Source organism: Pectobacterium aroidearum (assembly GCF_041228105.1).
GTDB lineage: Bacteria > Pseudomonadota > Gammaproteobacteria > Enterobacterales > Enterobacteriaceae > Pectobacterium > Pectobacterium aroidearum.
In genome coordinates this window covers 3,876,462-3,898,131 of the sequence record NZ_CP166097.1, presented here as the reverse complement: position 1 = coordinate 3,898,131, position 21,670 = coordinate 3,876,462, and the positions used below count along the sequence as shown (strand labels likewise).

The window sequence follows — 21,670 nt, the reverse complement described above, 5'->3', positions numbered from 1 at the left end:
AAAGGTGTACCTTACTCTGTCATGAAGGATGTAAATATGAAAACTACAGCAAAGCTGTCGTTCATGATGTTCGTTGAATGGTTTATCTGGGGCGCCTGGTTTGTTCCACTCTGGCTGTATCTGAGCAAAAGCGGGTTTACGGCGGGGGAAATCGGCTGGTCGTATGCCTGTACGGCTATTGCCGCTATCTTGTCGCCGATTCTTGTGGGGTCACTCACCGACCGCTTTTTTGCCGCGCAAAAGGTGCTGGCCGTACTGATGTTCGCTGGCGCGATACTGATGTACCTGGCGGCGCAGCAAACAGAATTCATGTATTTCTTCCCGCTGTTATTGGCGTATTCGCTGACCTATATGCCTACGATCGCCTTGACTAACAGCATCGCTTTCTCGCATGTTGCCGACGTAGAACGAGATTTCCCACGCATTCGCGTATTAGGTACGATCGGTTGGATCGCCTCTGGTATCGTCTGCGGATTTCTACCGACGTGGCTTGGATTTAGCGATATCTCTCCCACTAATATTCCGTTACTGATTACGGCCGCCAGTTCTGCGCTGCTCGGTTGCTTTGCGCTTTTCCTGCCCAATACGCCACCGAAAAGCACCGGCAAGCTGGATGTTAAAGTCATGCTGGGGCTGGACGCCGTGGTGTTGCTGAAAGACAAAAACTTTCTGGTGTTCTTTGTCTGCTCCTTCTTGTTCGCGATGCCACTGGCGTTTTATTACATTTTTGCCACCGGCTTCCTCACTGAAGTCGGCATGAAAAACGCGACGGGCTGGATGACGTTGGGCCAATTCTCAGAAATTTTCTTCATGCTGGCACTACCGTTTTTCACCAAGCGCTTTGGTATTAAAAAGGTATTGCTACTGGGGCTGATTACAGCAGCGATCCGCTATGTGTTCTTCGTCTACGGCGATGCTTACCACTACTTCACGTATGCGTTGCTATTCCTCGGCATTCTGTTGCACGGCGTGAGTTACGATTTTTACTATGTTACCGCCTATATCTACGTTGATAAAAAAGCGCCGGTGCATATGCGCACGGCGGCGCAGGGGCTGATTACGCTCTGTTGTCAGGGATTCGGCAGCCTGTTGGGATATCGTCTGGGTGGGGTGATGATGGAGAAACTTTTCGCCCATGGCGAGCCGGTTAACGGCCTGACCTTCAACTGGACTGGCATGTGGCTGTTTGGCGCGGTGATGATCGCGATTATTGCGCTGATCTTTATCCTGTTTTTCCGTGAATCGGATAAGACGATCTCGACAATTGATGTAGACGGTGCAAATCAGCATTTCAGTACAGAGGAAAACAAATGAAACAAGAACGTATTCTCGGTGCCTTATATGGCCAGGCTTTAGGGGATGCGATGGGTATGCCATCGGAACTGTGGCCTCGAACGCGCGTGAAAGCGCATTTTGGCTGGATCGATCGCTTTTTACCCGGCCCGGCGGAAAACAATGCGGCGTGCTATTTCGGTCGCGGCGAATTTACGGATGATACCTCGATGGCGCTGAGTCTGGCCGACGCGATCATTGAATGTGACGGTGAAATCAATGCCGATGCGATTGGTCGTCACATCCTTAAATGGGCGGAATCGTTCGATGCCTTTAATAAAAATGTGCTCGGTCCCACCTCTAAAATTGCGTTGAAAGCGATCCGCCAGGGCACGCCGGTCAGTGAACTGGAAAATAATGGCGTAACGAATGGCGCGGCAATGCGCGCCTCTCCGCTAGGCTGCCTGCTGCCAACCCATGATCTCGATGCGTTTATCGATCAGGTGGCGCTGGCATCCAGCCCCACGCATAAATCCGATCTGGCGATTGCGGGGGCGGTCGTGATTGCCTGGGCAATCTCCCGGGCGATTGACGGCGCCAACTGGCAGGCGATCGTTGATGCATTACCGTCTGTAGCACGCCACGCGCAGGAAAAACGTATCACGACGTTTAGCGCTTCCCTTGCCGCACGTCTGGAGTTGGCACTGAATATCGTGCGTAACGCAAACGGTACGGAAAGCGCCAGCGAGCAGCTTTATCAATTGATTGGCGCGGGAACAAGCACCATTGAATCCGTCGCGACCGCTATAGCGATGGTGGAACTGGCGCAAACGGATCCAAACCGCTGTGCGATTCTGTGTGCCAACCTCGGGGGAGACACCGATACGATCGGAGCGATGGCGACGGCGATATGCGGTGCGCTACACGGGGTAACGGCGATTAATGCTGCGCTGAAACAGGAATTGGATGATATTAACCAGCTTGATTTTGGTCGCTACGCCAGCCTTCTCTTGCAATATCGCTCAGCACGGGAGGCGTGATGAAGGCCAGCGAACTTGTCGCAAAACTGGATGGACTCACGGCACGTCAGCCGCTAACCATTATTGGCGCCGCGGTCATTGACGTGATTGCCGATGCGTATGCACTGCCGTATCGCGGATGTGATATCGAGCTCAAGCAGCAAAGCGTGAATATTGGCGGTTGCGCCTTGAATATTGCGATTGCGCTTAAACGTCTCGGCATCGACGCACAAAATGCCCTGCCTGTCGGACAAGGGGTATGGGCGGATATCATTCGCCATAGTCTGGAAAAGCAGAATCTGACCACGGTGGTACAAACCGACGCGGGAGACAACGGTTGGTGTCTGGCGTTGGTTGAACCGGACGGCGAGCGGACTTTTATGTCCTTCAGCGGTGTGGAGAACCAGTGGAGCGACAGTTGGCTGGCATCGTTATCTGTCCCATCAGGGAGTCTGGTCTATCTTTCGGGCTACCAACTGGCGGCACCGTGTGGCGGGCGCCTGATGAGCTGGCTGGAAACCTTGCATAACGTCACCCCATTTATCGATTTTGGCCCACGTATTGCCGATATTTCTCCCGATCTGATGGCGCGTATTATGGCGCTTCGCCCCATCGTTTCCCTTAATCGTCAGGAAGCGGAAGTGGCAGCGGAAATGCTCGGTGTGTCAGCGGATGTGCAAACGCTGGGGCGCGCCTGGACAGAGACGTACCGCGCACCGGTGATTATTCGTCAGGACAAAGCAGGGGCGTGGTATTTCGATGCCGCTTCTGAGGGCTGCATTTCTCCGTTTCCGGCAACGGTGGTTGATACCATCGGTGCGGGAGACAGTCACGCCGGAGGAACACTAGCGGGGTTGGCTGCTGGCTGGTCGCTGGCGGATGCCATCACGTTGGGGAATGCTGTTGCCGCATATGTCGTGAGCCACCGTGGCGGAGACTGCGCACCCACGCAGGCTGAACTTCGCGCCCGGTTACTCCTCGCAGACGAACACGTATAGATCGCTACGGCAATAGCTGATGCTGTACTCAATGGGCCGGTTCTGTGGGTCGAGCGCAACCTGCTTGATGACCAGAACCGGTACTTTATTATCAAGCTGAATGTGGGACTGAAACTCGGCGTCAGGCATGCGTGCGCTGACGCGGCTGCGTGTACGCTGCGGATTGATATTCTGACTGCGAAAATAGTCATACAGTGAAACGCCGATATCTTCAGCGTCAGCGATCAGATCAACAGGGACATACGACTCTTCAATTGAAACGGCATCCTCATCGACATAGCGAATACGTTTCAACATAAAAACGGGGGTGTCCGGCGCAATAGCCAATTGTTCAGCCACTTCCTTGCTGCTTTTCACAATTTGTTTGTTCACCCACAGCGTATTCGGTTTTTTACCCCGCAGTACAACCTGTTGTGAAAACCCGCGCGCCTCTTTCAACGAATACTCGAATATATTATTGATTTGCGTACCGTATCCGCGCACACGAGTGACCACACCTTCTTCTTCCAGCGTCTGCATGGCTTTACGCACGGTAATGCGCGATACGCCGGCCAACTGGCTCAGGTCGCGTTCGCCCGGCAAAATATTGCCATGTTCCAACATACCGCTGCGTACGGCATTTTTTACCGTTTCGGCAAATTTTAGGTAGAGCGGGGTATTGTCTACAGTCGCAAAGCGCTGAGTAAGCTGTGCTATTAATTGAGTATGCGCATGTTCCATTCTTCTCTGATCCTGCCAGCCTGCGTAGATTCTATAATACCACTGGTATTATTCAGTCTATACTGAAAATGCGTTGTCATCTTGCCACATAAAAAATAACCCATACCCATAATTTCCAGCATAATTCTCTGTTACGAAATCTATCGCTCTTTTTTGTAGCATGACCCATATATTCCATATATGAGCCATTTTATTTAATGGTATTGATTAATTAATCGTATAAAAGAATGAGGTAATTATTAGGAATAATCCCTAGATTGTTAAAATACAATAGATTAAAGGATTTACTGATAATTTTATCTTATGGTAAATGATAAGTTTTTTATTCTTTAATTTTTGTTTTTATAAGATTGTTATATTGGTTAATTGATTGCAACTCCATTTGGTGTCTTTTTTTATATCAGGATGTGGTTGAACGTATTAAGTGTTGTTCCGGGTTTTAAGATAAATGGCGGTGGTGGAATGTGATCGCATTCAAGTTTTATTTTGCTGTGCCGTTATGGATAGTATAACTATTCTATGCAAAGAGTATTTTATGCTGAAAACGACACGCTCCCGCATTCTTGCGGCCTGTTCGACCATTGTTGTACTTTCACTTGTTATCAATACTTTTCTAAATTACACCATCGCCAATAACGCGAATAAGGAATCGATCCAAAATACGCTGGATGCGGTAGCAACCAGTCATAGTATAGCCATCAGCGACTGGGTTGCTTCTAAAACGCAGATGATTTCAGCTCTGCACGATCGCGCCATAAAGGATGAAGATCCGATCCCGCTGTTTAAACAGATCGTGGCTTCCGGCGGGTTCCTGAACGTCTACATGGGCTACGCCAATGGCACGGCCAAGTTTGCCGATCCCGGTGGTATTCCTGCCGATTACAACCCTACCATCAGACCTTGGTATCAGCAGGCTGTGAAAGAAGGCAAGCCGTTAGCGACCGCGCCGTACGTGGATATGGTAACGAATACGCTGGTAGTGTCTTTCGTTGCGCCTGTAGTGGAAGGGGGAACCGTCAGAGGCGTCGTCGGTAGTGACGTCACCATGAAGAGCGTGATCGAAAACGTCAAAGCGATCAACCCGAGTCCGGGGAGTTTCGGCGTGCTGATTGACCGTAATGGTACGATTATTGCGCACCCGGATGAAAAGCTGACGCTGAAAAATATCACCGAGATTGCTCCTGCGATTAACCTGAACGACATTCTTTCTGCGGATAGCGCCCGCGATGTGGATTTTTCCGGCTCGACAAAACTGGTGTTGGCAAAACCGATTACCGGCACGAACTGGTTCATGCTGGTGGCGTTGGACAAAGCTGAAGCGACAGCGGGTATGCGTTCTCTGCTGTCTACCTCGGTCATCACGCTGGTTGCCATCGCGCTGTTGGGCACGTTAGTGATTGGTTTCATTATCACGTCAACGCTCAAGCGCCTGCTGCAAATCCGTGATGCGATGGATGATATCAGCAACGGTAATAACGATCTGACGCAGCGTCTGCCGGACGAAGGGCATGATGAAGTCGCGCAAATTGCCCGCTCGTTTAATATCTTTGTCGATAAGATCAGTCAGGTCATGGTCCAGATTCGGGATATCAGCGCATCGCTTCAAGTGGCGGCGGATGAAATCTCAGCGGGGAACAACGATCTTTCTGCACGCACCGAATCTGCGGCGTCGAGCATTCAGCAAACGGCGGCCTCGCTGGAGGAAATCTCTGCGGCGGTGACGCAGTCGGCGGGATCGGCGCAGCAGGTTAACGCTAAAGCGCTGCTGCTGTCGAAAGATGCGGGCACGGGCGGGAAAGTGGTTTCCGATGTGATTGTCACGATGGAAGAGATCGTGGTCGCGTCTGGGAAAATCGGCGATATCATCGGCGTGATTGATGGCATTGCATTCCAGACTAACATTCTGGCGCTTAACGCAGCGGTAGAAGCCGCGCGTGCGGGTGAACAGGGTCGTGGTTTCGCTGTGGTTGCCGGTGAGGTTCGCAGCCTGGCACAGCGCAGCGCGCAGGCCGCAAAAGAAATTAAAGAACTGATTGAATCGACGGTTTCCAGCGTGACGTCTGGCTCTGTGCAGGTTCGTCAGGCCAGCGACACGATGAATGAAATTGTCGGCGGCGTGTCTACGGTGAGCTCGGTGATGTCTGAAATTACGCATGCGGCGGATGAACAAATGCGCGGCATCAACGAGATCAACAAGGCGGTCGCACAGTTGGATTCGATGGTGCAACAAAACGCTGCGCTGGTGCAGGAATCTGCCGCTGCGTCAGGTGCGTTGCAATCACAGGCGGAAGAACTGAACGCCGTCGTCGGGGCATTCCGGGTCTAACGGATTTGTCACTGAGGAGATATTGCCCGCTGCCAGAACGGTGGCGGGCAATCACCGACTGTATTAATAATCGGTAGTATTCACGAACGATAGCATTAACGAGCGATAGCATTAACAATTGATCGTATTAACAATCGATCGTATTAACGTTGGGCTTCTCCGCCCAACGCTTCAATCAGATTCGCAATCAATGCAGCCAGTTCGCTGGTCATCAAAATGAAATCGGCATCAAACCGCTGCGCGAAATCTTCCCGATCGATATCGTCGTTTTGTTCCCGCAGCGTATCGGAGAACTTCAAGCGTTTTACCGAACCGTCCTCGGACAAGACCAACTGAATACGTTCCTGCCAGTCGAGTGCAAGCTTGGTGACCAGCTTGCCCGCTTCAATATGGACGGCGATTTCATCGCAGACCAAATCCTGTTTTTTACAGCGGATAACGCCGCCGTCTTCCAGAATCGCTTTTAGCTCTGCTTCATCCTGTAGCACAAAACCGGCTGCCGGTTCACCGGAGCGTACCCACTCGGTCAGCGTCAGCTCAATAGGATTCTCCATCGTCAGTGGCACAACGGGCAGTGACCCCAGCGTTTTGCGCAGCAGCGCCAGCGTATCTTCCGCTTTTTTAGCACTGGCGGCATCGACCATAATCAGGCCGTTAACCGTGTCGATCCACATCCAGACCTGACTGAAACGACTGAACGCACGCGGCAGCAAGCTATGCAGCACTTCATCTTTCAGCGAATCTTTTTCGGTTTTTTTCAGCTTGCGGTGCTGTTCCGCTTCCAGACGTTCGATTTTTGCCTGAAGGGTTTGCTTGATGACCGGAGAAGGCAGGATTTTTTCTTCTTTACGGACGCAGATAACGATTTGCCCATTAACGACATGCGTTAATGCATCGCTATGCGATCCCATCGGTGATACCCAACCCGTTTTCATCATATCCTGACTGCCGCACGGGGTGAACGCGAAAGCGCTGAGCCGTTTTTCCAGCTCATCTGCAGATAAAACGTTATCTTTAGACAGTGCACTATCCCGGCTTAGGCGGTAAATCATTAAGTTTTTAAACCACAACATGGTGTTATCCCTGACTGGGCGCGCAGGTTTGCACGCGGGTTTGTAATGTTGCGCGCATGATAACGAATTCGAGGCCGTAATGTGGAATAAAATACCGGGATTCAGAGGAATACCTATCACGCTTTGAGTGACAGCAGATTGCTTTCTCTGATTATCTCTATTAAGAACATTTTCAGGTCGGTAACAAACTGACTGTTGCGTAACAAGAACGATTACTGCTCGACCAACTTTGTCAGCACCTCATTTTTCGGGGAACGCCGACCTATTTACAACACGGGGGGAGACATCATGAGAATCGGTATCGATCTGGGCGGGACGAAAACGGAAGTTATCGCGCTGGATGATGAAGGGCTGGAACGTTTTCGGCAGCGTATGCCGACGCCAAGAAATGACTACCCGGAAACGCTACGGACGATTGTCACGCTGGTTGAGATGGCGGAGAAAGCGATTGGCTGTCGCGGCAGCGTCGGCGTAGGGATCCCCGGCACGCTATCGCCGTTTACCGGCAAAGTAAAAAATGCCAACTCCACCTGGCTCAACGGTCAGGCACTGGATCTTGACCTTGCCACGCTGCTGAATCGGCCGGTGCGGGTCGCCAATGACGCAAACTGTTTCGCTGTTTCAGAGGCGGTTGACGGTGCCGGGGCAGGGAAGCAAACCGTCTTCGCGGTCATTATCGGGACCGGCTGCGGATCGGGCATTGCGCTGAACGGTCAGGCTCACGTCGGCGGCAATGGTATTGCTGGCGAATGGGGACATAACCCGCTGCCCTGGATGGATGAGGACGAGCTGCGCTATCGGCAGACGGTTCCCTGCTATTGCGGCAAATCCGGCTGTATTGAAACGTTTATCTCCGGTACCGGATTTGCCGCGGATTACCAGCGTCTGAGCGGCCAGCCGCACAAGGGCGAAGCAATTATTGCCTTAGCGGAGCAAGGCGATCCCATCGCCGAGCTGGCGTTGCAGCGCTATGAACATCGGCTGGCGAAGTCACTGGCGCATGTGATTAACCTGCTCGATCCTGATGTAGTGGTGCTGGGGGGCGGAATGAGCAACGTTTCTCGCCTTTACCAGACTGTGCCAGCAAAGATTAAACAATGGATCTTTGGCGGCGAGTGCGAAACGCCCGTGCGTCAGGCGATACACGGCGACTCCAGCGGGGTACGCGGAGCCGCCTGGCTTTGGCCGAAGACGAAGTAATTGCAGATCGAATGATGGCTAAACGGCGTACTGCGGCGCCAGCCGACTGACGCCGAGCCCGTTAACTTTCTGCACTTTGATCTGTACCGGAATTCGCTCTTTCATGGCTTCAACATGGCTAATGACACCGATGGTTTTACCCGAGGCGTTCAGGTTATCCAGCGCATCCAGTGCGATATCCAACGTCTCGGCATCCAGTGTGCCGAAGCCTTCATCCAGAAACAGCGAGTCGATACTGGCTTTATGGCTGACCAGGTCGGACAGCGCCAGCGCCAACGACAGACTGACCAGAAAGCTTTCGCCGCCGGATAGCGTTTTTGTGTCGCGCTCGGCATCCGCCTGCCAGGTATCCATCACCAGAAGTTCCAGATCGCCACCGGGCTTACGTTTGAGCTGATAGCGATCGTGCAGGCGTGAAAGCTGGAGATTGGCGAGATAGACCAGATGATCCAAGGTCAGCCCCTGAGCAAATTTGCGGAATTTATCCCCTTTACTGGAGCCGATCAGCGAGTTTAACGTCTCCCAGTCGTCATTCCTTTGCTGGCTTTGGGCAATCTCATTAAGTAAATCCTGCTGGTTCTGGCGCTGTTGTTTGTCGTCAGATAACTGACGCTGGAATTCCCCCTGCTGCCGCAGGTTAGTTTTCAGCGTGTTATCTAGCGCGTCCAACTGCTGCTGTATCGCTTCTTGCGTAGCGTCTTCCGTCAGGGATGATGGCCGTTTTTGTTGATGTTCCTGTAATGTCTGTTCAGCCTGCTGGCGCAGTGTCGCCGCTTGCTGCAAGCGCTGATGCAGTGTTTCCTTGAATTCCTGCAACGTCTGACGTTCCTGCTCATCAAGCAGTGCATGGAGAAAGGCGGCTTCATCAACGAAGGTGCTCTGCTGCAACGCCAGAGTAAAGCGTTCGGTTGCACTCTCATGCTGGCGCGTGCTCTGTTCATATTGCTGCTGCGTGCTAGCCAACTCTCCCGTCAGACGGCTTAACGCCGTTTCGGTTTGCTGACGGGCTGATTGCGCGAGCCTGAGTGTATCATCACGCTGCTGGCTGGTTCGTTGTAGCTGTTCGCGCACATCGGTGATTTGCTTGTCCCCAAATAGCACCTGTCGCTCTTGTTGGCTTGTGTTGAGCTGCGCGAGGTGCTGTGCCAACTGCTGTTGCTGCGTTTGGATGTGCTGTGTTGCCTCGCTTACGCTGTGACGCAGATGTTGAAGATCGCTTTCCAACGTGGCTAACAGAGGGGTTAAGCGAGACTGCTCCTGCTCTTTGGCTTTCCAGTTTTGCCATTCGCTGTCACGCTGAGCCAGCCAGCCATCCTGTGTGTCAGCGTCTGGTAGAAGAAGCCCCACCGTTGTCAGCGTTTGCGTGATGTCCTGAGTATGTTGCGTGATCTGCTGGTGCACGTTTTGCAGCGACTGCGTTGTTTCTTCCTGCGTAACGCCTAGCGAAGTTTGTTGCTGGGCATTCAGCGCGATTTTCTGTTCGAGATCCCGTAATAATGCTTCTGCGGCAGTCAGTAAATCCTTACTTTCCTGCCACAGTTTTTGCGACTGCTCGCGCGCGGCAATCTGCTGTCGAATGGCCTGTTCTTCGGCTTCACGCTGTGTAAGCCAGACGGCTACCTCATCCTGCTGTTCCAGCGAGTAGGTAACTTGTAAGCGCTCACTGACACTTTGCCAGTGTTGCAGCAGAGCCTGATGTTCGCTATCACATTGAGCAAGTTCCGATTGCAGCTGTTCCCGCTGCTGTAAGCGTGCGTTCAGTTCAGCAGTGGTATTCGCCAGCGCGATGGTTAACTGGTTTACATCCTGCTGTAACGCCGTCAGACGCCGTTGGGTTTCAGACGGTTGTAGTGCCTGATAGCGCTCGATAGCGGGGTGCTCGGTTGAGCCACACAGCGGGCACGCCTCTCCGGCCTGTAGCCGCTGCCGTTCGGCTTCCAGCTTAACGATATGCACTTCCTGCCGATATATCGTTTCCAAATCGGCCAGACGCTCACTGCGCTGCTGATGTTCAGACTGCTGCTGTTTCTGCAATATTTCTGACTGCTCGATATGGCCTTGTGCCTCAACGAGTTTGGCGAGATGTTGCTGCTTGCGCACCTGAAGGCGCTGGTATTGGTCGCTGACAGTGGCGAGTTGTCGACATGTCGCCTGCTGATCCATGAGCTGATTAAAGCGCTGGTGCAGAGTGGAAAGTGGCTGATGCGTGTCCTGATGTTGCCGCGTTTCATCGTGTTGCGTGAACTGCTGGCGTACAGCATCAACGACTTTTTGTTGTTCACGCTGCTGTGCCGCCAGCTTGTCGGCTTCTTGCTGCCGTGCCGTCGACTCTGCCGTATGCTGTGCCTGTTTCTGGTTCAGCTTCTGTTGCTCGTCCTGTAACTGGCGCAACTGCCGAAACTGGGTGCGCCACAGAGGCAACAGTTCTCCCCACTGCTGATGATGTGCATGTTGCTGGCGGTAAGACTGGATCTGTTCAAGCTGCCGTTTAGCCTGCTGTTGTTCCGCTGCGACCTGTGTTTGTTTAGCTTCGTCGGCGTGCAGGCGAGCCTGCGTTTTTGCCAGTTCGTCCTGCTGCTGGTTTTTTTGCTGTTCCAGCGTAGCAATGCGATGGTCAAGCGGCACAACCTGCTCGTTGATCAGTTGCTCTTGCTGTTGTCGTATCTGCTTGTGCTCACTAACGTCCTGTTCCGCTTTTTCTTCTTGCTGACGTAACGTTCTTAACGCCAACTGTTCTGCGGCCAGCTTGCCGTTGAGTTGTTCAATCTGCTGGGCGAGGGTCAGGGACGCCTGCCGATAGCGCTCTTTTTCCTGATGTAGCGGCCTCAGTTTTTCTGCCGGTTCGCTATTGGCTAATTTGTCGAGCTGCGGCCTAGCCTGCTGAATGGCGGATTCGGCGCTAGTGTGTTGCGCCTGCGTATGAGTTACCTGCGTTTGCTGCTGCGTCAGTTGCTCAAACCAGCGTAGCGTAGTCAGTGCTTGCTCACGCTCAACGTTGCCCTGTTGTTCCTGCTGGATCAGTTCGGCAAGCTGTGCTTCCACCTGCTGACGCTGCTCATCGGTCAACAGCTGAATACCGGATGCACGCGCCTGTAGCGTGTTCAATGTGACATTTGCCTGCTTGTGCTTGTCATAGACGCGCTCAGATATCAGGCCATAGATATCCGTGCCGGTCAGCTCTTCCAGTAGCTCTGCGCGGTCATCTGGTTTTGCATTGAGGAAGGCGGCAAACTGGCCCTGCGATAGCATCATGGATCGCGTGAAACGGCCGAAATCCAGCCCGGTGATTTGTTCCACCATATCTTTTTTATCGGTGATTTTTTCACATAGAATTTTGCCATCTTCAATGAGCGCGAGTTCGGCCTTGGGAGACTGTAAGTTGCCGTCAGAGGCATTTCTTGCCCGACGTTGGCTCCAGAAGGCGCGGTATCCCACGCCTTTCACCTCGAATTCGACCTCGGCGAGACACTCCGCTGTGTTACGTGTCATCAGATCATTCTGGGTGCTGGAAATAACCTCCAGACGAGGTGTTCTGTGGTACAGCGCCAGACAGATGGCATCCAGCAGCGTGGTTTTTCCCGCGCCGGTGGGGCCGGTAATCGCAAATAAGCCGTTGCTGGAAAAGGGCTCCTGCGTGAAGTCGATCTTCCATTCGCCTTTCAGCGCGTTGAGGTTCTTTAAACGCAGACTGAGGATTTTCATTTGGCAGTCTCGCTATTTTCCAGTTCATCAATAACCTGATTAAACAGGGTGCGAACCCGCTGCTGGCGGCCTTCTTCCATGTCTGTCTCCGTTGCCAGACGACGTTCAAAAACGTCATACACGCTGAGCTCGTTCAGCGTTTCTTTATCTTGCCGGGTCATCGCCTGTAAACGTTGCTCACGCGTGCGGCGTAGCAGAAGCACCTCAACGGGCAGGTTCTCGGTCATCGCCTGAATGCGCTTCTGCATGTCGCTGAGATAATCCTGTGTGCTGATTTCGATATCCAGCCACACGGGCTTGTCACCCTGATAGTGCTGGAACGCGGACAGCTGTCGTTCAATGTCACTCAGACTGCCTTTAATCAGCTGCATCGGTTGGGTGATGGGAATAGGCAGCGTATTTATCTGCGGGGGAATTGGCGGTGACGCGTCTGGTGTAAAACTGACCAGACAAACAGATTTCTCACTGTTGAGTTCGTCAAAACTTAGCGGAATAGGCGAACCGCTGTAGCGGATATGCTCACTTTGAGTCACGCGCTGCGGGCGATGAATATGGCCGAGCGCGATATAATCCGCAGGGGGAAAAGCCTGAGCAGGGAACGCATCGAGCGTACCAATATAGATATCGCGCACGGATTCGGAGGCGGTGGCACCAATTGTCGTCAGGTGCCCGGTGGCAATAATCGGCAGCGGCAGGCCGAGTTCATCGCGCTTTTGGCAAGCCAGTTTGTAACACTGCTGGTAGTGCGCCGTAATGGCTTCCTGTAGCGCCAGCTGTTTTTCATCACCGGACTGTCCGGCTTTGCTGGTCAATACATCGCGCGGGCGTAAAAAGGGAATGGCACAGAGCAGGGCGCCGGGCTGCTGCTGGCGGTTTTCCAGCAGGAGCACCTGTTGGGCGGGATCGTCGCTGGCGCAGGCAATCACGCGCGTGTTCAGGCAGGCCAGCAAATCACGGGATTCATTTAACATCGCGACGGAATCATGGTTTCCACCGAGAATGATGAGCTGGCAGCCTGTACGCTGTAGTTCTACTACGAAGCTATAATACATTTCCCGGGCATAGCTCGGGGGAGAACCGTTATCAAAAATATCGCCTGCGACGATAATGGCATCGACCTGATGCTGCTCCACCTGAGCGATGAGCCAGTGAAGAAAAGCCTGATGTTCAGCCGCGCGGCTTTTGGTATAAAAATATTGTCCTAAATGCCAATCGGCGGTGTGGATAATGCGCATCGTGTTCTCTCGATATTCATGCCGCGTGGCGGTGGATGACGTTGTCATTATAGGGAAGGGTGCTCTGTCATCGTAATGCGATGATTATATATAGCCGGGATGTCGGCTGTCGCGTTGGAATCCTGAGTTTGGAAAGCGGCTCGAAAAATCGGATGTATGCGTTGTAACATTGCGCGCAGAGGGCCGTGTGTTTTTCATAAATCTGTCATAAAACTGACGCATAATGCCTTTCGCTTGCTAACAGCGACGATGATTAACGACAGGATTAACAATGGCAAAACGCATATTAGTCGTGGAAGATGAAGCACCAATTCGTGAAATGGTCTGCTTTGTACTGGAACAAAATGGTTATCAGCCAGTTGAAGCCGAAGATTATGACAGTGCGGTCACGCAACTGTCGGAGCCGTTCCCAGAACTGGTGTTATTGGACTGGATGCTGCCAGGAGGTTCGGGCCTGCAATTCATCAAGCATATGAAGCGTGAGGCACTGACGCGTGATATTCCGGTGATGATGTTGACCGCACGCGGTGAAGAAGAAGACCGTGTACGCGGCCTTGAAGTGGGCGCGGATGATTACATTACCAAGCCGTTTTCACCCAAAGAATTAGTGGCGCGAATCAAAGCCGTGATGCGCCGTATTTCACCGATGGCGGTGGAAGAAGTCATTGAAATGCGTGGCCTGAGCCTTGATCCTTCTTCCCATCGCGTGACGACGGAAGAACATGCGCTGGATATGGGGCCGACGGAATTTAAACTGCTGCATTTCTTTATGACGCATCCTGAACGTGTTTATAGCCGGGAACAGTTGCTGAATCACGTTTGGGGCACTAACGTTTATGTTGAGGATCGTACTGTCGACGTCCATATTCGTCGACTGCGTAAAGCGCTGGAAACCAGCGGACATGATAAAATGGTGCAAACCGTTCGGGGAACGGGCTACCGTTTTTCAACGCGTTACTGAGGTGATCGTAACCGGAGAAATATTAACGTGCTAGAACGTTTATCCTGGAAAAGGCTGGCATTGGAGCTGGCTTTTTTTTGTTTGCCCGCGTTGTTACTGGGGCTGATTTTTGGCTATCTGCCCTGGTTTCTGCTGGTCGCCGTATTAGGCTTACTCTGCTGGAATTTTTATAACCAGCTGAAACTTTCTTATTGGCTGTGGGTTGACCGCAGCATGACGCCACCGCCCGGTCGTTGGAGCTGGGAGCCGCTGTTTTACGGGCTTTACCAGATGCAACTGCGTAACCGGCGCCGACGCCGTGAACTGGCGCTCCTGATCAAACGCTTTCGCAGCGGGGCTGAATCCTTGCCGGATGCGGTGGTGATCACCACCGAAGAAGGAACCATCTTCTGGTGTAACCATCTTGCGCAGCACTTGCTCAATTTCCGCTGGCCGGAGGATAACGGTCAGAATATCCTCAACTTACTACGTTACCCCGAATTCACGAATTACATGAAAGGGCAAGATTTTAGCCGTCCTCTCACGTTGCAGCTGAATAATTCCCACCATGTTGAATTCCGCGTGATGCCTTATTCCGAAGGGCAGCTATTGATGGTCGTGCGTGATATTACGCAGATGCACCAGCTCGAAGGCGCCAGACGTAACTTCTTTGCCAATGTGAGCCATGAACTGCGTACGCCGCTGACGGTGTTGCAGGGCTATCTGGAAATGATGCAGGAAGAAACGTTGGATGCGGCGCTGCGCGGAAAAGCGCTGAATACCATGCAGGAACAGACCCGGCGTATGGACGGGCTGGTCAAACAACTGCTGACCTTGTCCCGTATTGAAGCGGCGACGGCGATCGATTTGAATGAAAAAGTCGATATTCCATTGATGCTGCGTGTGTTGCAGCGTGAAGCGCAGACCCTGAGTCAGGGGCGCCATGAGATCGTCTTTCGTGTGAACGAAAATCTTCGCGTGTTTGGTAATGAAGAACAGCTGCGCAGCGCGGTATCCAATCTGGTGTATAACGCGATCAACCATACGCCAGCGGGAACGCGTATCGAAGTCTGCTGGCAGAAGATCCCGCAGGGGGCGCAATTTCAGGTCAGCGATAACGGGCCGGGCATTGCGGCCGAGCATTTGCCGCGCCTGACTGAGCGCTTTTATCGGGTCGATAAGGCGCGTTCACGACAGACGGGCGGCAGTGGCCTGGGGCTGGCGATCGTTAAGCATGCGCTCAGCCACCACGATTCCCGTCTGGAAATCATGAGTGAAGATGGTTTGGGCTCGCGTTTTGTCTTTACGTTGCCGAATCGGTTGATTGTCCCTGGCTCTCTGGCTGAAAATACGGTGAAACCTTCGGCCTGACGGAAAACGCTACCCATGACATCCGCCACTCGTATTGCGGGCGCTTTTTTACTGCTGTTCAGCGCGTTTTGCGCTGCGCAGCCTCGCCAGATGCTGGCAGGCAACCTCTCCAGCGCGGGATCGGATACGCTGGCTAACCTGATGGCCTTTTGGGCGGCGGATTTCAACCAGCATTACCCGAACGTGAATTTACAGATTCAGGCCGCCGGCTCATCCTCTGCGCCGACGTCTCTGGCATCGGGCGCCGCGCAGCTTGGGCCGATGAGCAGGGCGATGAAGGCCAGCGAAATAGAGGCGTTCGTCCAGCACTACGGCTATCCGCCGCTGGCGGTGCCTGTCGCGATGGATGCGCTGGTCGTGCTGGTCAATCAGGATAACCCACTGCTTGGGCTGAACTTGTCGCAGTTGGACGCTATTTTTTCGATTACGCAGCGCTGCGGTAACCACCAGCCGATAAAACAGTGGGGCGATCTTGGCCTGCAGGGCAGTTGGGAAAAACGCACGCTACTGCGCTATGGGCGGAATTCTGCGTCAGGAACCTATGGGTTCTTTAAGCAAAAGGCGCTATGCCGGGGTGACTTCCTTCCTCAAGTCAATGAACTACCCGGTTCGGCATCCGTTGTACAGGCGGTTGCTGCGTCAACTGATGCCATAGGCTATGCCAGCGTAGGCTTTCGTACCAGCGGCGTGAGAATGCTGCCGCTAGCCGCGCAAGGGACCGACTACATTTACCCCTCGACTGAAAATATCCGCAGCGGTTTATACCCCTACACCCGTTACCTTTACATCTATGTGAACAAAGCGCCCAGCCAACCATTGGAAGCGCTGACGGCGGCATTTTTAGATCGTGTGCTGTCCGAAACGGGGCAGTCGCTGGTGAATCAGGATGGTTATTTACCGTTGCCGGAAGAAACGCGTCGTCAGGCGCGTCAGCTGATTGGCCTGCCAGAGTAATATTTCTTACCCACGAATTGGCGATGTTTCACGTTATATGAATTTTCTTCATGTAATGTGAAAATTCTTCCATTGCCCTGTGGATTGTCACGTGACAGGATAGTTTTAAATTTAGACGTCCAGATGGCTAAATAAGATTAAATGTAACTATCCCTCTGGGTAAATATTTCATATTGAAACTATCTGCCAGCTCGCTTCTTCTATGAGGAGCCACGCTGGCAACATGTCAGGAGCGACACATGGCGAACACCTTATCCCCTTTCCGTGCCGATATCGTCGGCAGTTTCTTGCGTCCCGATGCCATCAAACAGGCGCGTCTTCAACATCAAGCGGGCGAGATTGATGATATCGCGCTGCGCAACATTGAAGATCGTGAAATCCTGCGAGTGGTAGAAAAGCAGCGCGAAGCGGGTTTGCAGATTGTGACTGATGGTGAGCTGCGTCGTGCCTGGTGGCATTTCGACTTTTTTGCTGATTTGCACGGCGTAGAGCGCTACGAAGCCGATCACGGTATTCAATTCAACGGTATTCAGACGAAATCTCATGCGATTCGCGTCGTAGATAAAGTGAGTTTCAACCCTCAGCATCCGATGCTCGATCATTTCCGCTACCTGAACAGCATTTCTGGCGATGCGGTCGCTAAAATGACGATTCCTAGCCCCAGCGTGATGCATTTCCGCGGCGGACGTAAAGCGATTGATGCGACGGTTTATCCCGATCTGGCCGACTACTTCGACGATCTGGCGCAAACCTGGCGCGATGCGATTCATGCATTTTATGACGCAGGTTGCCGCTTCCTGCAACTGGATGACACCGTGTGGGCCTACCTGTGTTCTGACGATCAAAAACGCCAGATCCGTGAACGTGGTGAAGATCCGGCACAGCTGGCGCGGACATACGCCGACGTGTTGAACAAAGCGCTGGCAGATAAGCCTGCGGATCTGGTGATCGGTTTACACGTCTGCCGCGGTAACTTCCGTTCGACCTGGATTTCTGAAGGCGGCTATGAGCCTGTGGCAGAAATTCTGTTTGGCGAAGTCAATGTCGATGCCTTCTTCCTGGAATACGATACCGAGAGAGCGGGTGGATTCGAGCCACTGCGCTTTGTGAAGCCGGGCCACCAGCAGGTCGTTCTGGGGCTGATTACCACGAAGAACGGTGAGCTGGAAGATGCTGAGGTGGTGCAGGCGCGTATCGCGGAAGCGGCAAAATATGTCAATCTCAGCCAGATTTGCCTGAGCCCGCAGTGTGGTTTTGCTTCAACGGAAGAGGGCAATAGCCTGACGGAAGAGCAGCAGTGGAATAAGCTGAAGCTTGTCGTAGATATTGCCAATCGCGTGTGGTGACACTCAGTGAAATAACCGTATCACGGTAATGGATAAACAAAGGCCGGATCATTCGATCCGGCCTTTTTTGTGCTCATTCTTCTGCTCTCTACCCGCGGTGTTCTGTGAAATATGTTTTTTTTATGATCGAACAACGCATTTTATCCCGATTTTTGTCAGTTTTATTGCAATGAAATATCGATAAATGCGCAAATCATGTGTTATGCAAAACGAGATAAACCAATTTATATTCTTATTTTTTGGCATAGTTAGGCCAGATACTCTGGTTTTTGGATCTCTGCTTGTCTTTTTACGCTATAAACGTTTTACTTAGCACCCAATATGGCTGTGCAAAAAATAACTTCTATGACCGCCATTTTCGCGTCGCCGGAGTGTTGGCATCATGCTTCGAGCTAACTCTTGGTAAACGGCTTTTGGCGGCGATAAACGACACAGCTTTCTTTTTATCGATTTGATACAGGCAACACGACATAACTATGAGTCATCGTTTAACGTCCAAAGATATTGTGGCATTGGGTTTTATGACCTTTGCTTTATTCGTGGGGGCTGGAAATATTATTTTCCCGCCTATGGTGGGATTACAGTCGGGAGAGCACGTTTGGACGGCGGCGATCGGCTTCCTGCTGACCGCAGTTGGTCTACCGGTGTTGACCGTGATCGCACTGGCTCGGGTTGGCGGTGGCGTAGATGCGCTCAGCTCGCCGATTGGTAAAAAAGCGGGCGTGGTTCTGGCCACGGTCTGCTATCTGGCCGTTGGGCCACTGTTCGCTACGCCGCGTACGGCAACCGTGTCGTTTGAAGTCGGCTTGGCTCCTTTGGTCGGCAACGGAGCGTCTCCGCTGCTGATTTATAGCCTGATTTACTTTGCCATTGTTATCGCGATTTCTCTGTATCCGGGCAAACTGCTGGATACGGTTGGTCATGTGCTCGCGCCGCTGAAGATCATTGCGCTGGCGGTATTGGGTATTGCGGCGGTGCTGTGGCCTGCGGGTACGCCAATTCCCGCGACGGAAGCGTATGAGCAACTGCCGTTCTCCAATGGCTTCGTCAACGGCTATCTGACGATGGATACGCTGGGCGCGATGGTCTTTGGTATCGTGATCGTCAATGCGGCGCGCTCACGCGGGGTGTCAAGCCCTATGCTGTTGACGCGTTACACGATGTGGGCGGGCTTGATTGCCGGTATTGGCCTGACTCTCGTCTATTTGAGTTTGTTCCAGCTTGGTTCCGTCAGTGGCGAACTGGTGCCGCAGGCGCAGAACGGCGCTGAAATTCTCCATGCCTATGTACAACACTCGTTTGGCAATATGGGGAGCAGCTTCCTGGCGTTGTTAATCTTTATCGCCTGTCTGGTGACGGCGGTGGGGCTAACCTGTGCCTGCGCTGAATTCTTTGCGCAATACCTGCCGTTGTCTTACCGCACGCTGGTGTTTGTGCTGGGCATCTTCTCAATGGTGGTGTCTAACCTGGGTCTTAGCCATCTGATCCAACTTTCTATTCCTGTACTGACAGCGATTTATCCGCCATGTATCATTCTGGTTTTATTGAGCTTTACGCTGCGCTGGTGGAATAGCGCTTCACGTATTGTGGCGCCCGTCATGCTCGTCAGTCTGTTATTTGGCATGATTGATGGTATAAAATCGTCGGCTTTCAAATCGCTGTTGCCAGAGTGGAGCCTCAACCTGCCGCTGAGTGAGCAAGGGTTGGCATGGTTGCCACCGTCACTGCTGATTTTGCTGGTCGCGGTGATTTACGACAGAGTGTGTGGTCGTCAGGAAGTTACGGTACATCAATAATATCGTTAATGCCTGATAGCGCTGGAGCGGTAGGAATATCGTACTGCTCCGGCCCAACGTTGGGTTTCTGCACCACAGGTATTTGCCTGTGGTTTTTCTTTTTGTAATGTTTTTCTTTCTATAAGACAGGGTTGCTTATCAATGGAACAACCATCTTCCAAGCTCAAGCGTGGGTTAAGCACGCGGCATATTCGCTTTATCGCCCTTGGCTCAGCGATCGGAACCGGTCTTTTTTATGGTTCCGCGAGTGCGATCCAAATGGCTGGTCCCAGCGTGTTACTGGCTTATCTGATCGGTGGGGTTGTCGCGTATATCATCATGCGTGCTCTGGGTGAAATGTCGGTACATAACCCGCAGTCCAGTTCGTTTTCTCGCTATGCGCAAGATTACCTCGGGCCATTGGCGGGATATATCACTGGCTGGACCTACTGCTTTGAGATGCTGATTGTCGCCATCGCCGATGTGACTGCGTTTGGCATCTACATGGGCGTCTGGTTCCCCGCCGTGCCGCACTGGGTGTGGGTCTTGAGCGTGGTGCTTATCATTGGCGCCATCAACCTGATGAATGTGAAAGCCTTTGGTGAACTGGAGTTCTGGCTCTCTTTCTTCAAAGTTGCCACCATTATTATCATGATTGTTGCCGGGATCGGCATTATTGTCTGGGGGATTGGCAACGGCGGCGAACCGACCGGCATCCATAATCTCTGGAGCAATGGCGGGTTCTTCAGTAACGGTGTGATGGGGATGATCCTCTCGCTGCAACTGGTGATGTTTGCGTACGGTGGCGTGGAGATCATCGGGATTACCGCCGGTGAGGCCAAAGATCCGCAGAAATCTATCCCTCGCGCGATTAACTCTGTGCCGTGGCGTATTCTGGTGTTCTATGTCGGTACGCTGTTCGTGATTATGTCGATTTATCCGTGGAATCAGGTTGGTACTAACGGCAGCCCGTTTGTGCTGACGTTCCAACATATGGGCATTACGGCTGCGGCAGGTATCCTGAATTTTGTTGTGATTACTGCGTCGCTGTCGGCGATTAACAGCGATGTCTTCGGCGTAGGCCGTATGCTGCACGGGATGGCGGAGCAGGGGCACGCGCCGAAAGTATTTAGCCGCATTTCCAAACGCGGCATACCGTGGGTAACGGTCGTTGTGATGATGATGGCGCTGCTGGTCGCCGTGTACCTGAACTACATTATGCCCGGCAAAGTTTTCCTGGTGATTGCTTCACTGGCAACGTTTGCGACGGTGTGGGTGTGGATCATGATTCTGTTCTCTCAGATTGCGTTCCGCCGCCGTCTGAGCCCGGATGAAGTGAAGGCGCTGGCGTTCCCGCTGCGCGGCGGTATCGCGACCTCCGTGTTCGGCATTATCTTCCTGTTCTTCATCATCGGTCTGATTGGCTACTTCCCGGACACACGTGTGTCGCTGTATGTCGGTATTATCTGGATATTGCTGCTTTTAGTGGGCTATGTCTGGAAGAAGAAGCGTCAGAACGCGGTGGTTGCACAGAATTAAGCGCGTCGCTTGCATCAGAAAAAGCGAGGTTGCTGAAAAAGTCCGCAGAGCGGGAGTAACGGATAGATCGTAAAGACGCTGCAAGTACGTCCATGTAAGCTCGGCTTGCGCCATCCCTGGCGCAAACGCTTTACTCTTCTATTCCGTCACTCCCGTTTTCATTTGGTAAATAGGCTTGTCAGCCGCTTTTGTTCCTTTGC

15 protein-coding genes are annotated in these 21,670 nt (G+C 52.6%); 11 read left to right on the top strand and 4 right to left on the bottom strand.

Translation table 11 applies throughout. The features are described from left to right. Positions 1-36: 36 nt before the first annotated feature. From AB8809_RS17680 to AB8809_RS17670, 3 genes are read left to right on the top strand one after another with little or no spacing between them, the layout of a single operon-like run. Positions 37-1,314: a nucleoside permease gene (locus tag AB8809_RS17680; protein WP_012773684.1), complete on the top strand. Its 1,278-nt coding sequence runs from the start codon at positions 37-39 to the stop codon at positions 1,312-1,314. Beyond that, positions 1,311-2,312 carry an ADP-ribosylglycohydrolase family protein gene (locus AB8809_RS17675; RefSeq protein WP_012773685.1) on the top strand — a complete coding sequence of 334 codons (1,002 nt, stop codon included), beginning with the start codon at positions 1,311-1,313 and terminating at the stop codon, positions 2,310-2,312. Before AB8809_RS17680 ends, AB8809_RS17675 begins: the two co-directional genes overlap by 4 nt. Continuing rightward, a complete protein-coding gene (locus tag AB8809_RS17670; protein ID WP_349855134.1) occupies positions 2,312-3,289 on the top strand; it encodes a PfkB family carbohydrate kinase in 978 nt (325 codons plus the stop codon). Before AB8809_RS17675 ends, AB8809_RS17670 begins: the two co-directional genes overlap by 1 nt. On the opposite strand, the gene AB8809_RS17665 is transcribed toward AB8809_RS17670, so the two are convergent. Beyond that, the gene (locus AB8809_RS17665; protein ID WP_180778264.1) at positions 3,263-4,009 is read right to left on the bottom strand and encodes a GntR family transcriptional regulator; all 747 of its coding nucleotides are present in this window, start codon (positions 4,007-4,009) and stop codon (positions 3,263-3,265) included. The genes AB8809_RS17670 and AB8809_RS17665 overlap by 27 nt on opposite strands. 535 nt (positions 4,010-4,544) lie before the next feature. Between AB8809_RS17665 and AB8809_RS17660 the strand changes: the two genes are divergently transcribed. Then, complete coding sequence (locus AB8809_RS17660; RefSeq protein WP_349855133.1) at positions 4,545-6,335, top strand: methyl-accepting chemotaxis protein; 1,791 nt, start codon at positions 4,545-4,547, stop codon at positions 6,333-6,335. A gap of 143 nt (positions 6,336-6,478) precedes the next feature. Here AB8809_RS17660 and rdgC read toward each other — a convergent pair whose 3' ends face one another. Next, positions 6,479-7,408, bottom strand: a complete 930-nt coding sequence (rdgC, locus tag AB8809_RS17655) for a recombination-associated protein RdgC (RefSeq protein ID WP_012773689.1) — start codon at positions 7,406-7,408, stop codon at positions 6,479-6,481. A 288-nt stretch (positions 7,409-7,696) separates the two neighbouring features. Between rdgC and mak the strand changes: the two genes are divergently transcribed. Next, complete coding sequence (gene mak / locus AB8809_RS17650) at positions 7,697-8,608, top strand: fructokinase (protein ID WP_182099299.1); 912 nt, start codon at positions 7,697-7,699, stop codon at positions 8,606-8,608. Positions 8,609-8,626: 18 nt separating this feature from the next. On the opposite strand, the gene AB8809_RS17645 is transcribed toward mak, so the two are convergent. Beyond that, a complete protein-coding gene (locus AB8809_RS17645; protein ID WP_349855132.1) occupies positions 8,627-12,310 on the bottom strand; it encodes an AAA family ATPase in 3,684 nt (1,227 codons plus the stop codon). Next, positions 12,307-13,545 carry an exonuclease subunit SbcD gene (gene sbcD / locus AB8809_RS17640; protein WP_349855488.1) on the bottom strand — a complete coding sequence of 413 codons (1,239 nt, stop codon included), beginning with the start codon at positions 13,543-13,545 and terminating at the stop codon, positions 12,307-12,309. Before sbcD ends, AB8809_RS17645 begins: the two co-directional genes overlap by 4 nt. Before the next feature lie 271 nt (positions 13,546-13,816). On the opposite strand from sbcD, the gene phoB reads away from it, so the two are divergent. The 6 genes from phoB (at position 13,817) to proY (ending at position 21,470) form a co-directional block, all read left to right on the top strand. Further along, a complete protein-coding gene (gene phoB / locus AB8809_RS17635; protein ID WP_005975981.1) occupies positions 13,817-14,506 on the top strand; it encodes a phosphate response regulator transcription factor PhoB in 690 nt (229 codons plus the stop codon). 27 nt (positions 14,507-14,533) lie between these two features. Beyond that, a complete protein-coding gene (phoR, locus tag AB8809_RS17630) occupies positions 14,534-15,856 on the top strand; it encodes a phosphate regulon sensor histidine kinase PhoR (RefSeq protein ID WP_349855130.1) in 1,323 nt (440 codons plus the stop codon). A 15-nt stretch (positions 15,857-15,871) separates the two neighbouring features. After that, the gene (locus tag AB8809_RS17625; protein WP_349855129.1) at positions 15,872-16,810 is read left to right on the top strand and encodes a phosphate ABC transporter substrate-binding protein; all 939 of its coding nucleotides are present in this window, start codon (positions 15,872-15,874) and stop codon (positions 16,808-16,810) included. Positions 16,811-17,049: 239 nt separating this feature from the next. Beyond that, positions 17,050-18,156, top strand: coding sequence for a cobalamin-independent methionine synthase II family protein (locus tag AB8809_RS17620; protein WP_342411370.1), 1,107 nt, complete (start codon positions 17,050-17,052; stop codon positions 18,154-18,156). 476 nt (positions 18,157-18,632) lie between these two features. After that, entirely contained in the window at positions 18,633-19,952 is a 1,320-nt protein-coding gene (gene brnQ, locus AB8809_RS17615) for a branched-chain amino acid transport system II carrier protein (RefSeq protein ID WP_012773696.1), read from the top strand. A 141-nt stretch (positions 19,953-20,093) separates the two neighbouring features. Then, positions 20,094-21,470 (top strand): proline-specific permease ProY, encoded by a 1,377-nt coding sequence (proY, locus tag AB8809_RS17610; RefSeq protein WP_012773697.1) that lies wholly within the window; start codon positions 20,094-20,096, stop codon positions 21,468-21,470. Positions 21,471-21,670 lie beyond the last annotated feature (200 nt).